General features: G+C 40.4%; 7 protein-coding genes. All 7 read right to left on the bottom strand.

The window, feature by feature from the left end; translation table 11 throughout:
• Window positions 1-91: 91 nt before the first annotated feature.
• Window positions 92-2,947: a hypothetical protein gene (locus ACTHJT_RS09195; protein WP_440237729.1), complete on the bottom strand. Its 2,856-nt coding sequence runs from the start codon at window positions 2,945-2,947 to the stop codon at window positions 92-94.
• A gap of 34 nt (window positions 2,948-2,981) precedes the next feature.
• A complete protein-coding gene (locus ACTHJT_RS09190; protein WP_440237728.1) occupies window positions 2,982-8,720 on the bottom strand; it encodes a hypothetical protein in 5,739 nt (1,912 codons plus the stop codon).
• A 239-nt stretch (window positions 8,721-8,959) separates the two neighbouring features.
• On the bottom strand, window positions 8,960-9,523 hold the full coding sequence (locus ACTHJT_RS09185) for an OmpH family outer membrane protein (RefSeq protein ID WP_440237727.1): 564 nt from the start codon (window positions 9,521-9,523) through the stop codon (window positions 8,960-8,962).
• A gap of 1,344 nt (window positions 9,524-10,867) precedes the next feature.
• Window positions 10,868-11,743, bottom strand: coding sequence for an RHS repeat-associated core domain-containing protein (locus ACTHJT_RS09180; RefSeq protein ID WP_440237730.1), 876 nt, complete (start codon window positions 11,741-11,743; stop codon window positions 10,868-10,870).
• Window positions 11,682-11,912, bottom strand: a complete 231-nt coding sequence (locus tag ACTHJT_RS09175; protein ID WP_440237726.1) for a hypothetical protein — start codon at window positions 11,910-11,912, stop codon at window positions 11,682-11,684. Before ACTHJT_RS09175 ends, ACTHJT_RS09180 begins: the two co-directional genes overlap by 62 nt.
• A 191-nt stretch (window positions 11,913-12,103) precedes the next feature.
• A complete protein-coding gene (locus ACTHJT_RS09170; protein WP_440237725.1) occupies window positions 12,104-12,499 on the bottom strand; it encodes a hypothetical protein in 396 nt (131 codons plus the stop codon).
• Complete coding sequence (locus ACTHJT_RS09165) at window positions 12,499-17,883, bottom strand: RHS repeat domain-containing protein (RefSeq protein WP_440237724.1); 5,385 nt, start codon at window positions 17,881-17,883, stop codon at window positions 12,499-12,501. The genes ACTHJT_RS09170 and ACTHJT_RS09165 overlap by 1 nt, the downstream gene beginning before the upstream one ends.
• Window positions 17,884-17,910 lie beyond the last annotated feature (27 nt).

Below are 17,910 nucleotides of genomic sequence, written 5' to 3'. Positions count from 1 at the left end.
AATCATTTTGATTATTTTTTTTTAATTATAACGGTGAATTATTAAATCAATTTTTTTATTCTCTTTAAATATTGGTGCGGCCGTCCGAATCTTAATTCAAAAACGAAAAACGCCCGTCTGTTGCCTGGTCGGCATTTTGTGTAAAACGCAGCAAACCGTCGTTCCGGTACACATAATTTGTTGTACCTCCGTCAACCTCAGTAGAAGACAGCACCTGCCCGATTGTACTATATGTATAGGTACCTGTGAACGGTGGCGAGCTGTAATTCGTCATACTTGTAATACCACTAGGGGCCGTCTTTGCAATCAACCGCCCTGCATCATCATAAAAATAATATGCCCAGTCTGTATATGATTGTTTAAATGAGAATGTAATACTGTTTGTGCTATAGTCCTGATCGTAATTCATTCCTGTAAAACGCAAACGGTAAAATCCTTTGGCTAATGTCGAATACGAATAGCCTGACGCTGCACCTGTGTATACAATATTCCCTGTAGTCAGGTCCTGTATTGAAATCGTTGCACCGGGAGCATTTGATATCGTTGCAGCCAAAGCATGCCCTGTCTGCAAATGCAGGTCTATACTATTTTGCCCCTGCTGATACGTTGATTCATAGCGCGCCCAATAATCCGGAGCCGGATTAGGAAGATTAGACGTGCATAACATTTTCACGCGGAATGGCTCAGTTGAACGTACTTGTATCGTAGTCATAGGGCCAGCATAAGTAATTTCCGGCACATTTACGGCTGGTCCCATCGCGTATAATATGGTACCATCTGCAACATTGATAATTTCAACGTTTCCCTGACCAAATACCTGCAGATACTTCATGTTCCATCCCGTTCCCGATACATAATAAGGGAAATTACAGTAATACATATTTGGCTTCAGCGCTATGGTTGATGTCAAGGCCGGATCTGCTGTACTTGCCCCATCCTTTGCAGTAGCAATGGTATTGCCTGCAGCATCTGTAAAGACAATGCCATTCATGCCATTTTGATCTATTACAAAATGTTTTGTTGCCTTTTGACTTAACGTGCCGGGAGCATTAAGATTTACCACAAAATTACCTCTCCGGACTTTTGCATAATGATCCAGTTCATTCAGAACAACTAAACTGATTGATTTCGATTCATGATTCTGTCCCATCCGAAGCGCTTCGCCAAGGCCACCCTGCTTAACAACACCCCCTGGGGCATTATCATTAAAAAAGGTACGACTGTAAGGATAAGAGGTATTAGGAACTCCTGCTTCAAGCGTATTCGAGGTACCATAATAATATCCAAGCCCTGCAGAGGTCAGAACTGGATCAGGATTATTTGTAGTGGATGCTCCATCCCAGTTTTGCGGATTATAGTTCGCCCCTGCAGAATATTTCACAAAAGCCGGATCAAATGTCAACGCACCTGTAGTGTTTGTAACCCCTGGCAATGTTTGTATGGCTGACCTGTCCAGATAATCATACAATGGCATGCTTGCAAAAACAGTAGTCGGATTTTCGGCATTAAATGATTGACTCTGTGATTCCTTGCCAAAATTATCGTAGAATATACGGCCTTCAGATACAACATTGCCATTTGCATCATATGATTTTACATCAACCCAGTTCATATCGGTATTAGATGTTGTTGATACAGCAGGATCAAAAATATTCCGGTATATATTTACCTTGCCATAACTGCTCAGTGTTCCGATACTTGGATACATATCATAGCTTAAATATACCACATCTCTTACAGCATCATATGCCGGAACATACGTGGTATAATAGCCGCCTTGTACAGCATTCGTCGTGCCTAATGCATCATTGTCACCGCCAATCATTGCAAAGGCTGCGTTTCCGTCAAACTGTGTATAGCGGATCGCATTGGTTGAGCCATAATAGGTCCAGAAATACACCAATGTATTGGTACTCTCTTTCCATATACCTTTTGCATTCATGATATTGTCTGCAGCAAGCACACTAATCCTGAATTCTGCTTTAATTTCTGTATGCAAGGCGTCAAACACCTTCGCATATACACCTCTTGCACTGCTTTGTCCCAATGAAACCCAACTCAAAGCATATTGACCGTTTGTCTGGTTTATGCATATGGTTGAAGCAGTCTGATCTGAGGTCATATATGTATTTACCCGTGTTTCCGTTCCTGAAAAACTATAGGCACCTGCTGTGTATAAAAGTATTCTTTTGTAACAATCAAAGCCTGTACTTGCAGGTTTTGTACTGGAATAAAACATAATAACCTCTCCTGTGTAAGAAGAATACTCCATAGCAGACAAGGCCTGATCATTGGTTGTTACATTACTGATTGATTGATCTGTACCCAATACAGCCATCGTTGAGTAATTTACTCTGCGGTAATAAATATCCCTGTCACCTGCGGCAACTGTATGTGTATATCCAATAAGCAACTCACCGCTACCCAAATGAAATGTTGGTATAGGGGTTAACTGATCTCCTGCAGTAATACCATTTACAAGTAAATCAGGAGCATTCATAATTAGCTGACTTGACACAGTATTTAAAGCCAGGCTTATGCTTTTCATATATATATCCCAGTTGCCCGATTTTTTGCCTGCCCAGGTAATAATAAATGTACCGTCGTAAGGATGAATTTTAATTCTTTGATAATAATTATCACCGCCAGTACCATTGTTTACTTTAAATCTTGGAATAAGTAGAACTGAATTCCGGTCATAGATTGCACAGTATATATCTCTATCTGTAGAGCTTGTTTGCTTTTCAGACCAGACATAAATTTGATTACCTGTTGCAGGATCAACGTCGAGCGTTAATGCGCAGATATTGCCGAAATAAGTATTGGTAGGGTTTGCCGGAACATTCATTTGATTAAACAAACTCAGTGTTTGACTATACGCACTTATGCCTGATAAAAAAATCAATGCGGCAAGTGTATTTTTTAAAATATACATCAACTGTTTCATATTGATATCCTTTTCTATTTTCTACCTAAAAATTTTAATTAATTAAACGTGAGAAATTATAGTTGTATTCGTTCATCTTAACTTCCCCGCTTGTGGTTTCTTTATATGTTGCTTTTACACGACCTCTGCTATCATACTCATAACGTACGTAGCGATTATCTGTACCCAATACATATGTCAACAAACCTGAATTTAAATCATACACATAAGATTGTACCGAAGAAACAAATGGCTGGAATCTAAAATCATCCGCATAAACATAATTTGATGCGCCTACATTTTTAACCCCCACTTCCATACTTAAATTTGTTCCGGCCGCACTTGAAGTAGTAATATCCATGGTCATTAAAATCCAGTTGCCGCATTGTATATGCTTGGCAGCATCATACACTTGAGTTGTTGTAGTTGGAGTGCCATTTACCGTACTGGTGTAAAATAATTGTGCATTCATGATATTGTCTTTATGCACCCATGCAGAAATACGATATTGCTTTCCTTTATCAAAACCATTTCCGGCATCTGTTGAGCCTAAAGTATAAGGAATTGAATAACTTATTTTATCTCCGCTGGCATTTAGTCTGAAACTGTATACGCCGGTATGCGCATAGGTTGTTGAATTAAATCCACCAAACTCACCTTCATAATGTTCTGCACTGTTCACCGTAAATTCGGTATACCTTGAATTTGCTGCTGTACCACAGATAAAACTTTCATCTCCTGAATACTTAGTAGCCGTATATTGATTGTTCACATTCTTAGATTCCAGCATTTTAGAATATTGTGTATACAATGTGTTGGTAATAGCAGCTTTCCAGTAAGCAGAAGCTTGTGCGCCTGTAGCTGAATAATCAAATGGTACAAAAGCGCCTACTCCTGTTGTTGCATATGTTCCATCTCCATTTGTATTTAAATACGGACTATCCCAGATGTATGATGATTTCACTCTCCATTTTGTCTGATCAATCAGAATACCTGTATATTGATTCGGGTAGTATGTATAATCACTCATTGCTGTAGTTGCATAGGTATTGCCAGGACTTCCGGTTCTGTAGTTCCAGTTTTCTGACCAGGTCGTAACCGATGCATTTACAACATTACCATCATCAAAACTAATTGTTTTTGCACCAAGATCAGTGCCAATACTTGCCGCACGGCTGATCGCATTAAAACTTGTTCTATTATTGGAAATAGAAGTTACAAACACCGGCAATGCCAATCCTGTAATACGTGACCCGACATGGCATGAAACCGGTAATTTATTTCCGCCTGATAACGTCACAAGTATTTGATTCGGAGCAATAGTAAGTGCAGCACTTGTTACTGTAGCAGCATATGAAGTTGGCGAAGTATTTTTCTTAATCATATACGAACCGGCATTTTGAATAAGCATGTTCATACCACCGTTATATAGCTTAAGTCCCATGCCTGCATAATTACTGTTATACCAGTTATAAGCAGGATCAACAATAGCCATATAAGTATTACCATAACTGTCTGTCGTCTGTGTTTCGGTAACATTACCTGTGTAAAAGTCAAATGCAGTACTTCTTTGTGTCGCTTCCTGGCCCTTAACAAAATTTTTGGTTGTTGTTGAAGTCAGTACAGATGGGTAATCAGACAAAACTGATACAACAGCAATTTTCTTTTCAAATTGTGCTCCCTGATCCGGATTCATTCTGCGCTCTGAATGAAATACCTGTTCAATTTGTCCTTGCCCGTTTTCAAACTCTGATGTATACTGATTGGAAATTTCAGCTAAGAGATTATTGCCCCGGTCATATGTTTTAATTGATAACAGATTGCCAAGCTGGCTGGTTTTGTTTATGATTTTAGAAGTTCTTCTGTACGAATAATTCGCATGTTCTTCGGGCAGCAAGTCTACAAATTGTACCATCTCTGCTGTGAATGGTTGAAACTGGTACATCTGAGAAGTTGGCGCTTGTGTCGTAACTCCGTTTTTCACAACAGAACTATTTATTTTCACCGTTTCATATAACACACCCGGTGCGACAATATCTTTTGCACAAGCCATTATACTTTCAAAGCCTGCATAGTAATATCTTCCATAATCTTTTTTCGCCGCTGCAGAAACAGTACCGCCCTGAGCCCAGGAATAATCTGTTATTGTTTCCAGTTCATCAAAATTTAACGGATCGTAAGCCGTACTACCTGCAGAAGATCCATTTGCATTGTACTGATATGTTGTAATGTGAGAGGTAGAACCATCAGTAACTTCAATTGATTTTGCGCGGAGCCCGCCTCCATAATGTATCTGCTTGTCTGGCGCTACAATATAGGATGCCATGTGTGTATAGCTGTTCCAGGTATTCGTATTGGATCCTGTAAAGTAAATGGAATTTGCCGGCACACAGATTTTCCGGTTGGGATCCCTTAATGTTATTGATGTAGCTGTTACCGCAGTTACTTCAACTTGTGTTTTATTAACTCTATAGTAGCACTGTAAATTATCAAAAAACAATCCGGAAAAATATTCTCCTGCAGAAACAATTTCTACTTTATCGCCTACTGTGAAAACCTCATTCATTGGAGTAGTCAAAACATCTCCATCATACACATCAAAAGCAAAATCCAGGGAAGTACTATTTAAATAAGCAAGATCACTGCCTGAAAAACTTCTCAGAGAACCGCTGAACGTACTGTTTGCACTAGGCTTGGCTTTAATATTCGGTTTAAGATTGTAAATGACACGATTCTTTAATACTACATCCCTGTAATCGTCGCTTTCGTATGACAATTTAATTTTTGAACCTGTAGCAGACTCCACTGAACGTAAACTCCAGCAATCAACTGCTTTTGCAGATACCGCTGTAGTAAGTTGCCTTTTATTTCTTTTTACATTTGAAAGACTTCGGTAATCCGATTTAAAACTACCCCATAAGTCTGTGGCATTGCGGGCATAAGGTGGATTTTTGGTTTGTGTAGCTGTTACATTGATCTGACTCCCGCCCGATGTTTTGTCTGCTGGTGTAAGGACATTATTTCCGATATAGACTACATCAAATTCCTGAGGAGAAGCAACGCGAACCAATGAGATGTAAAAATCTTTAAGCACACCGCCTGAATATGCTTGAAAGGTAAGAATGTCGCCTACCTGAAAATTATTTGATGAAACAAATATTCTTCCCAGTTTTGGTTCTGTCCAGCCATTATCTCCCGGCACCCATGTTGGCGCAATAGAAGTACTTATTGGATTTGGTATAGTGTAGTCGAAATTTGTAGATGGCATCAGCTGCACGTTACCCACTCCATAAAAGCGGATTTTATTCAATGTTAATTTCCCCTTTTTAATAGTAGGATCTGTATCAAAACTATTCGTAGTATTCGGGCATAATGTATAATCCTGCTCGAAAGCAACACGTTTAATAGCCTTGTTACGGAAATCCGCTAATGCCGAACTTGAAAGGTCACGTGTTTCAATCACCTTCTGATCCGAATAATAATAGGTAGTAGGAAAAGCACCCGCAGAGATAGAAGAACAACTAATGCACGCATTAGGAATAAAGCATGATTTAGCAGCTCCGTTTTTAATCAGATCAATGGATGCAGAATAATCATCGTAGATTGTTCCATTCAACCAATTCACTCCAAGTTGAATGAGCTTTGAGTTTTCAATCACCATGATTTCGCTGAGTTTAAGTGCTGTGACAGCACTGTATGATTGACATGTTGTAGGATCATACACCGGATCATTTAATGCAAAACTGGCAGTCTCAAACGAATCACCATCACTTGCCCTGAGGCCTTTGGCATCTGAACGTGTATCCTTTAAAAACAAAGCTGTATGCGTACGTGTAGAAACAGCGTTCAAATAATAAAGTTCTTTAAATCCTCTGCTAAATGTAGTTGCTCCATCAATATCTGTTGTTGCGCCTTCTTCCGGCGTTCTGAAGCCAACGCGGTGATGCCATCTTCCGTAATCAAAATTTACATAATAGCCCCAGTCTCCGCTATCCGCCAAACCATTATTATTCTTATCCAGATAATCCGGCCCGGTCACTGCTGTCAATAACCAGGTATATGCGTAAGGTTGATTATTATATACCTGACGTTTTGTTCTGCCTGTTGATTTGCCATCCTGACTTGTCTCCTGATAAAAATTATAGGTATAAGCAGGTAATGCGTAGTGATAGGTAACACCTGATTCATTGGTAACAGAATATCCGCCAATGTTGTTGCTGATATCATAATTCTGCACAATCGCTTGTCCCATGCCGAAATCACGCGTGGCGCGTTCAGTGGCAGATATATTTTTTGTATCAATAAAACCTGCAGTCTTTGCAGCACCGGAAGTAATTTCACTATTTGAATAATATTCAATATGCTTGCTACCGGCAAATCTTGCTTCTGTTACCATGGTGCCATTCATACTTTTCTTATATCCTCTCGGATCAATATCCTTCACCGTATAAGCTAAATCCGTATCCGGATAATAAAAACCAGGATCGGTTAAATAGGTAAAATCTACTGGTGTTACGCGGTGACTATTTGAAAAGTCATTTACAAAACGGAAAAAGTGTTTGTCTTTGGTAAAGCGTCTGTGAAAAAAATATTTTGTTTCCTGAGCTCCGCCTTCATTGTATTTGCGCTGGAATAATCCGCCATTATCCAATAATGCCGGCTCCATAGAGCCTGACAAACCTTGAGCAAGCACCGTATAACTATCATAAGTAGGTGCCATAGGATTAACCATCCAATCAACATTGCCTTGATCTATTAGAGATTGTGTCGGAGTTGTCAATACCGAACAATCAAACGTTCTCAAATCATCTACGTCCCAAAAAGTTGAACCATAATCTGTCGCTGCTTTGCTGTTCAATACTCCATATAAATACGTATTATCCTGTTCGTTCATCCAATAGCGGGTATATTTATACCCCACAGAAATGATAAAAGAGTAAATAGGAATTGAGATCCCAAAACCGCCGCTGCTTGTACTGATTTTACCATAATTATCATTATGACCAACAAACACACCAACAACCTGACCGCTTGCCTTTAAGCCGTGTGAGCTCATTGTAATACCCAGGTTCGATTGGGTTATGTCAGATGCAAGGCCGACCGCAGCTGACATTTGCCCACCTGCGTAATTTGCTGTAACACCTCCGCTAATATATTTATTGCCAACACCCAATGAAGCAGAAGCATAACCATCTCCGTCACCATAACCACCGCTTACATTTGCATTACCCACGCCGAACGAGCCGCCCACATATGTACCTGACCAGCTATCAACGCCTATGCTCGCACCGGCACTATATAATCCGCCCTGAGTACCTATACTAAATCCAACAGAGCCGCCGGAACCTTTGTACGTATCATGTTTGATACCAACATCTACACCTACAGCAATAGGGGTGTTCGCAATACCAAGTCCTACACCAAAATTATACTCTTGTGTAACCCCGCCTACCCAGGTATCCTTAATAGTATATTGTGCGTTTTTATAGTCATCAGCAAAATTATTTACCATTCTGTTAATCGCTCCGGGATTCAAGTTCCAGCCCAGGCCTACCCAGCTCGCATCCTGACCAGGCAGAATACCTGCATGATAAGAAAGCGCTAAAGGATAACCGCCTTCCGGCCCCGGTACTTCCAGTAATGGTATATTATATGTCAAATCTCCGGAGACAAGATTAACCATGTCTGTGTTATCTACCGGCTCAAAACTTGCTACCTCCGGTGTTGTAGGGCCCGAGGTTAACGCCATGGATACAGTTGGCGCTACAACCTGTGTAAAAATATTCAGTGCCATGAAAATGGCCAGAGTCTTTAAAAAATACTTTTTGCTGTACATAGGATTTTTATTCTTATAGTATTTGTGTCTTTTATTTGTTGATACAGAAAGGTGTTATACTCTCTGTACATACCTGTTTCAATAGATATGGGGATCTTTGAAAACAGGTAATGATATTGTCTTTTTTTACTAACTCATTTGTTGGTGTTTGTGCAGACATACATACGGGGGATGTATATCCTGCACAAACATATATATTACTGTTGTACTGTTTTAGCCGCCGCGACGTAGCGCTCATTCAGTTCCTTCAGTACATCTGTTGTTATATCAAGACTTTCATTTCCGTAAGCGATGTTGCCATTAGCGGCTACCAATACATACCTGCAATTTTTCTTCTTACCATATTCCAGTAAAAAGGTATTGATGTTGTTTAATACCTTGCCCATGATCTTCTGGTCTTCTTCACGTGCCTGCTGGTCAATCGCGCGCTGGTAATCCATCAGCTCCTGCTGACGGGTATTGATCAGTTCTCTGCTTAACTTCTTTTCACGATCCGACATCTTCGAAGATTCTTTCTCGTACTGCTCAATCTGCTTCTGAACGCCGGAGGTAAGTGTATCAACATTTGCTTTATAGGCTTCCATCTTTTTGGTGTACTCTTTGCGGGCATCTTCCATCTCCTTGTAATCCTTCAACAGTTTGGAAGAGTCTACATAATAGATCTGCTCTCCGGTGTAGAGTTTAACAGCTAAAAAAATAACTGCGCCGATTAAAATTACATTCAGGCCTGCTAAAACTTTAAACATGGTATTCGTACTCATAAAATCGTATTAACGTATTTGTATTGTTTGGGTAATTATAATATTACTGTCCAGGTTTAACACCGACAGACCTCTTCTTATATTAAGACTCCGTTTCAGGATTTCGTTACAAAAATTTTCAAATATTTTTTAAGGAGAAATATTTGTGTTTTTTTATATGCACTTCAGGTTGGTATTCGTGCATTCAAAAATATCCAATATCTGTTTTCACAGCTACATTTAGTGTTGGGTATATATTAAGTACCAGACAATGTTAAATTGGCATTGAATTTCTTTTATTGGATCAAAAAAAATAATTAATCAGTTGGTGATTAACTTTTCATTTATTGGCCTTCCAACACCCGCTACTTTATGATGCTAATTGAATTAGTTAACTTATACGCACAATGCTTCCGAATTTATTATGGCTTAAAAATCATTTTCATGACTAACGGCAACAAGTGCCTTCACCGCGGCAGAGGCCGATTCGCCGCGGTGAAGGCACAGCCACGGCGAAATATTCTCTATAAAATTAAAAACAAATGTAAATAAGCTTGCGCATAGATCGAAACTTCTTTTTACTTGGCCCCCGCAGCGGCTGTTGGCCGATGGCACAACAGCAGGTTGAGTTCTGGTATGGCGAGAGTTGTGACCGCCAACAAGGGTGGAGAGGCCGATTCGCCGAGGTGAAGGCACAACCACGGTAACATGCGTGATTACCAACCGGGGCAGAATCGCCCTGGTAACCGAAGCGCGAGGCCAGGCCTGATGGTATTATACATATCTATGGCCTTGAACAGATGTTATATATAGCTTAGGCCATAGATCGATACTTCTTTTTACTTGGCTTCCGCCGCTGCTGTTGGCCGATGGTGCAACAGCAGGTTGGGTTGTTTTATGGTGAGAGTGGTGAGCACCAACATGGGTGGAAATATGACATAAAGGGAATATGTCTTACCCATTTCCTAATTTAAAACGGACGTAATCGCCTACTCTTAACATTAAATAAATTGAAGCGATAGTATAAATGAGAGAAATCCCAATAAATAATATTTTTTTTAGATGACTTACATGCATTGTAACAACTCTATTAAGTCTTTTATTTTTAAAATAAATTAAATATCCAACAATAAAAACGAAAAGAGCGTTGATTAAAGCCCAATAAAGATTAATATTAAAATTAAAATATCTTATGAACAAATAACTAAATATAGAATAAATGTTTATACCAAGAAGTAAAAACACTATAAAGAATGAATGCTCTTTAGCGCTGATTCCTTGATTTGAAGCGCTGCGGCTATAAATGGTATTATCTAAAATATTGTACCAACTAAATAGAAATATATCAATTATGTTCATATCAAATTATTTATTTTCTATGCCTGTAGGAACTCCCAATCCGTCCATAGTCCATCTCATTGTTTCAAAAAGGAATCCACCTGGTTCACTTAGACTGTTTATTTCATTAGCATATTGTTGTCCGGCATAATCACCTATAGCGATTGGAATAGCAGTTATAGGGAAATAAACACTTACTCCATTATTTATATGATTATAGGCTCTACGATTGAATTGTGGATTAGTCCTATACTGCGTTTCAGTATCATATATACTCCAAGCAGTTAATCCCCAACCTATGCTTTTACTCATCGTTGATATTCCTTTCGCTTGCGTTTTTGAATAAATTTTTGCTGAATTAATATTAAGTTTACCTGAACTATAGCCTGATCGACTACTCAATATGTGACTACTTTGCCGCTCTCCCACATAGAAGCTAGTTCCAACACCTGCTAGTGCAAGATCTGTTGCGCTTGGCGTACTAGAATTATAACTTCCCCATACATATTCATGAGGACTAGCATAACGAATTACAGTTCTACCGCCAATGTAATCTTTAGTATTCCAACTTCTATCTGGTGTACCAGAACCATAATTTATTAAAATTCCATCAATAAAATATCTATCAGGCGCATTTGCCTCTACGACATGCAATTCATTTGGTTTATCCGTTTTTATATGAATATCGTCCTGAGGACTTCCTCCATCCGGATCTATTTTATTAATAGGATTATTGCCAATCCCAATATAGGGACTCCAGCCAACTTTCTTCGGGTCTCTGCTCAACCATTTGCCAATAGAGGCATCATACATGCGCAGATCAAAATCATTCCATTTCGTTTCAGGATCGCATTCTGCATAATCGCCCTGGTAGCCAAAGCGTGAGGTTAAGCCGGATGGTATTATAGATACTATGGCCTTGAACAGATGTCAATAGGCTTACGCCATAGATCGAAACTTCTTTTACTTGGCTTCCGCCACGGCTGTTGGCCGATGGCACAACAGCAGGTTGAGTTGTGGTATGGTGAGAGTGGTGAACGCCAACAGATGGCGAAATATAGACAAGTTTCACTTTGTCTTTTTCCTTTTTAGCTAAGTCAAATTCTTTAATTAATCCACTAACTGCCAACCTTTCATTTATTGTCATTCCTGAATAGTTCATAATTTCGATTCAACGTTTATTTCAATCTAACAGAGCTTTAGATGATACTGTAAAAACGTAGAGAAGCGATATTTACTAACCATAGCAAAAATGGTAGAAGTTTATAATATTTTAGACATCCAATTCTTCAAATCTTTTTCAAATTTTACAAGATCAAAATCTTCTAATTTATACTTTGAAATTATTGGCGGCACCTCTGAAATCAATTTATCTACGACTATCTTTTCACGCTCCTTTGGGGTTATTGCTATAAAATGAGTTAAGTCAAGCATAATATCCAGATATATTTTTTTCTCGTTTTTCGATAGTCGAATTCTTTTTTTAAGATTTAATTTCGGATCCTGACACATCAATACTACAGTTAAGCCTTCTAAGGAACTACCATAATATTGTTCTGAAAAATATTTTCTATAGCCTAGATCTGACAAGGCATCCAAAACCTTATCAATGTGTGTCTCCCAATAAAAGTCAGCCAATATATTAAATCTAAATGCCATTATTTTACAATTTTATTTCCAGCTGGCAAAACCCCATTTTGTCCTCTAAAATTCAAAATTTTCATCCTTTCTACTGTTGTAGCTTGTTTTAAAGTACCAGTAAATTCAGTTTTATAATATACTCCAAATTCTCCAATATTATCTAAATATTTTTGGCTATACCTGGTAAATGGATTTTTCGTTGTTCCAAATTTCCATACATCTCCCTTATTCAACCATGTTAATTCTTGCGCACCTGCACAACCTCGCTTCAATACAGGGTAAAAACCGCTTTCAGCTGCTCTTAATGCATATTGTTCGACCTTAATAAGTTTTCCAGCGACTCTTCCTACAGGAATAGCTCCAACAATTGCTATTCCATATTCTATACCTTGAGTTTTTATTTCTGCTTGATCCTGATCTATAAGCGCCCCTACAAACCTCATTGCAGTTATATTATCCCCTAGCATTGGAATAGCATTACTCAAAATACGGGCTGGGAGGTTATTAAAAGCAATATCTAAGTTCTCTTTAACACTAAATTTTCCGAATTCATCGCGTACGTCCAATCTACCATCTTCAGTTATAAAATTAACATTATATCCTTTTTCTCCGGTTCCTGCACTTGCTTTATTTATGATGGATCCTTTAAAACCTCTCGATGCATTATACATAAATGCCCCAAACCATGAATCAAATCCTCCATCTGGATCTACTCCATTCACCGGATCATTACCCATACCCACATACGGTGAATGATATTGATTATAAGGATCCCTGCTCAACCATCTGCCGATAGAAGGATCATACATGCGCAGGTCAAAATCATTCCACTTCGTTTCAGGATCACATTCGGCATAATCGCCCTGGTAGCCGAAGCGGGAAGCCAGGCCGGCTGTTTCTCCGTGCCTGTCTGCAATAACTTCTCCAAACGGTAAATAATCTGCCCAGCTCAGGATATCTGCCGTGCCATCACTTTTCTTTGTCCGGTTAATGGTTGCACGCACATTGCCCAGATGATCTTTTAATTCATACGTGAAGGTAAGTGCTGAGCCGTTTTTATATGCCACGCCAATGCGTGCTGCTCCATACAACGGAATTTCCGACTGCTGCAAGGTACCTGATTTCGTATCATAGATAATCATGATGTTTCCGGCCGCAACCGATACATAACAGGTAACATAATTGGCGGTGCCTGCCGGCGCATACGTAGTCTTCTTTACTTTTTGCCCGCGTTCATTGTACTCGTATAAAACAGTTAACAGATTTGCTTCATTTCGTACTTCTGTCACCTGGCCATATCCATTGTACTTTACTTTTTTAGCCTTGCCATCTGCCTCTGTTTGCTGAGTCATCTGCCCGATCGCATTGTAAATATAATTTCGGTTTATATCACCGGCATAGGTATTGAGACGGAACAGTTTATTTGTGGTGACCGGCTGAATAGGAAGCGTAGCAGGATTGTAACCATAGTTATAATCATCAGAAACGGTTGCACTTTTTAATGTTCCTTTATAAGTAATGTTTCCATTCCTGTCATAGCTTACCGATAATCTATTTGCGCTTATATCTACATTGGTATTATTGGCCACATTCCTGTACCCGAAATATGCCCATGTAAGTTGATATTTATTATCATACTGATAGATATATTGATATGGATTACCTGCATTTAAATGGTCTTTGGTGCCCCAGGTTGTACTCTGTATCGTACCATTGTATAACTGGTCCTGTAAAATATTGGTAGCTGCCAGATAGGTCAGGCTTGAGTTTGAATAATCCCCGTTATAATAATCGTAGCTCATGCCAAACACATCCGGCGCGAAGCCTGCATTTGCTGTAGCAGCAACACCATCCTTGCCCGGGTCTTTTGTATTGTTTAATTCCGGATGGTTGATCCCTTTCAGCCAGCCCTGGATGGTATATACATAATCGATCCCCTGCAGGTTTCCTGCAAGCTCCTTACGCTTCAGCGCACCATGCAGATAATAAATATACTTTTCCTGCAGCTTCAGCAAACCGCTGGCTTCACGTGTTGAAGCAGTCTTCAGTCTGCCGACTTTATCGTATTTATAAATATGTGCAAACCGGTCACTGAGGTCGTTTTTCTGATAGATCGTTTGCAGCAACTGGTGATCGTCATCATATACATAATCAACGGTCTTTGATCCCAGGCCCGGCAGTGTTTCCACCATCCATTCCAGATTGTAATCGTTATCATAACTATATACGGTTGCATATCCGGCTTTATTGGTGGTGACAGAAGCAATGTTCCATACATTACGCGGTGTGCGTGTTCCGATGGATGTTCCAGAACCGTTTACCAGTGTATACGTGCTGCTGTTACTGAAACTGCTCAGGTTGTAATCAACCATATAGTTCGTAGATACTAAGCCACCATTATCTGTTCCCTGGCTGTTATTTAAAACACCTATAACGGTATTGGTTGTGGTGCCTGCATCGTATTGTTTTTGCGTGACAAAAGATAAAGGCGCACTGCTCAAGCCGGTTTTATATTCGCCGGACATAACCGTACGGTTATCGGCATCATAATTCACAAAAGAGAAACGGCCGTCGGTTGCCTGGTCGGCATTCTGAGAGAAGCGCAGGCTGCCGTCGTTGCGGTACACATAGTTTGTAGTACCGCCGTCCACTTCCGTTGAAGAAAGCACCTGGCCCGATGTAGTATAGGTATAGGTATCTGTGTATTTCGGTAACGTATAATCGGTTAAGCTGCTTATGCCATTCGGTTGCGTTTTTGCAATTAAGTTGCCATTATCATCGTAAAAATAATATGCCCAATTTGTATAGAACTGATTGTATGAAAGCGTAAGAGAACTGTTGTTATACAGGTTCTGATAATTCAGCCCGTTGAAACGGATGCGATAGAAGCCTGCTGCCAGACCTGAATAGTTATACCCTGCTGCGGCACCGCTGTATACAATCGCAGCGCTTGTCAGATCCTGGATCTCAATGGTTGCACCGGCAGCATTGGATAATGAACCACTAAGTCCGTGGCCGCTCTGCAGGTGCAGGTCAATACTACTTTGCCCCTGTTGGTAAACAGCTTCGTACTTTAACCATACGTCCATTGATATAGGAGGAAAAACATCTGGATTACATAGCATCTTTACGCTAAAAGGTTCTGCTGAACGTATCTGCAGATCGGTAATAGTGCCGGAATAACTGATCTCAGGTACTGCCGCTGCAGGCCCCATCGGATAAAGGATAGCGCCATCATACACATTTATAATCTCTACATTACCTGCTCCGAAAACCCGGAGATGGCTCATATTACATGACGAACCTGCATACGTAAAATTGCAATAGTATAGATTAGGAGTAAGCTGAACGGATGAAGAGACCTTCTGATCCGTTGGCATGGATGAAGTTCCCTCTTTGGCAGTAGCGATGGTATTGCCCGAAAGATCTGTAAAAGACAAACCGCTCATGCCGTTTTCATCTATGACAATGCTCTTGCCTGCTTTTTGTTTTAACGTAGACGGAGCATTTGCATTAACTACAAACTGTGTTTTACGCAGCATGGCATAATGATCCAGTTCATTCAGCACACCCAGGGAGATTGATTTGGTTTCATGCCCTTGTCCCATACGAAGCGCTTCGCCCGGGTTTGTCTGTTTTACAACGCCACCCTGTGCATCATCATTGAGAAAAGTTCTGCTGTAAGGATAAGATGTATTCGGCACACCTGTTTCATAGGTATTATTAGCGCTGTAATACGTACCTAATGATCCGGCGGTATTTATTACAGCTGCCGGATTATTAACGGTTCCGGAGGCATCCCAGTTTGCCGCATTGTAAGCAGTTGGGGGAGCGCCGGCCTGGGATACGATGAAATACGGGTTATAGACGAAAGCACCTGTGTTGTTGGAAACAGCAGGCAAGGTCTGTAATGTTGGCCTGTCCAGATAATCATACAAAGACATTTGTCCGAAAACAAATTTAGGATTCTCTGCATTGAACGACTGGCTTTGCAGTTCCTTGCCACGGTTATCATAAAACGTACGGCTCTCAGATACTACATCCCCGTAGGCATTGAAGGATTTTGTATCCACCCAGTTCATATCACTGTTGCTCGTCGATAAAGCAGGATTGAAGGAAGGATGACAATAGTTGCTGACAAAAATTCTTCCGTAAGAACTCACAGCTCCGTTAAACTGATCATAGCACAAATAAAAGCGGTGACTTTTGGGGTGTACCAGACCCCAGGATAGCGTATAGCCCGCACCGTTTACATTGGCACCCGACAAAGGATCCAGTTCTCCGCCGATCATCGCATAGCTGTTGTTCCCATCATACAAGCCCATTCTGATCAGTGAACTGCCGGAAACGTGCGCCCAGGAATAACCCAATACATTGGTTGGCTCATCCCAGAACGGGCGTGGGTTAAACTGATCTCCGGATGTAGTTACATTCAACAGAATCTCACTTGTCTTTGCCGCATTTAAACGATCGTATACACGTGCATATGCGCCACGGGAAGATCCGTCCTGTCCATTAGAAGACCAGGAGATCGCATAATCACCGGTTGTCTGGTTCACAATCAGGAATGGTGTCATCTGGTCACTTGTCAGATATGTATTTACCGTCTGCTCTGCCGCACTCACTATATAAGCCGAAGTCGTTGCATCGTATTTATATGTCTTGCATAAGATATCGTAATTGCCGGTAGCATTGGAATGATAGGAAACGATAAATTCATCGGCCTGTGTTGAATATTCTATGCCCCAGATTGCCTGCGTAGCGGTAGTAACGGTATTAATCCTGAATTCACTGCCGATGGTTGTTAAGGTAGCATAGTCCAGGCGGCGCACATATACATCCCAATCGCTGGCTGTTGTCATGCTATTGTAGCCAACTATTATTTCATTACGCGCATAATTAATGGTAACATTGGTAGATGCCTGGTCCAGGGCCGTGTTGGTTACCAGCACATCAGCAGCGGCAGTAACAGCGGCTCCGCTGGTAATATCCAATGAAATCTTTTTGAGATATACATCATAATTTCCAGACTTCCGGCTCGCCCATGTTATGATAAAGCTGTTGTCATACGGATGAATTTTCAGATCATAATACGTCTGGTGATCTGTGGTATCGTAATTTACACGGAAAGGAGCAACCAGCTGATTAAGATCCTTGTCATAAATGGCGCATTTGATGTCACGGGTGGTACCCACAACATCCTGTTCCTGCCACATACATACCAGCTTGCCTGTGGCTTCATCGATCTCTCCGGTCAGATATCTTGGAGTTGATGGATAAGTGGCGGCCATGATGTCTTTGATTACACCGGCAGGAACTGTTGCCTGTGTACACTGCGCATGAAGCAGATATCCCTGTAAAAAACAGATGATGCTGATAAAAATAACCCTGATACGTAACATAGGCTGAATGCTTTATCTATAAAATAA

Source organism: Cytophaga sp. (assembly GCF_051961495.1).
Taxonomy (GTDB): domain Bacteria; phylum Bacteroidota; class Bacteroidia; order Cytophagales; family Cytophagaceae; genus Cytophaga.
This window is presented reverse-complemented; position numbering and strand designations above follow the sequence as displayed.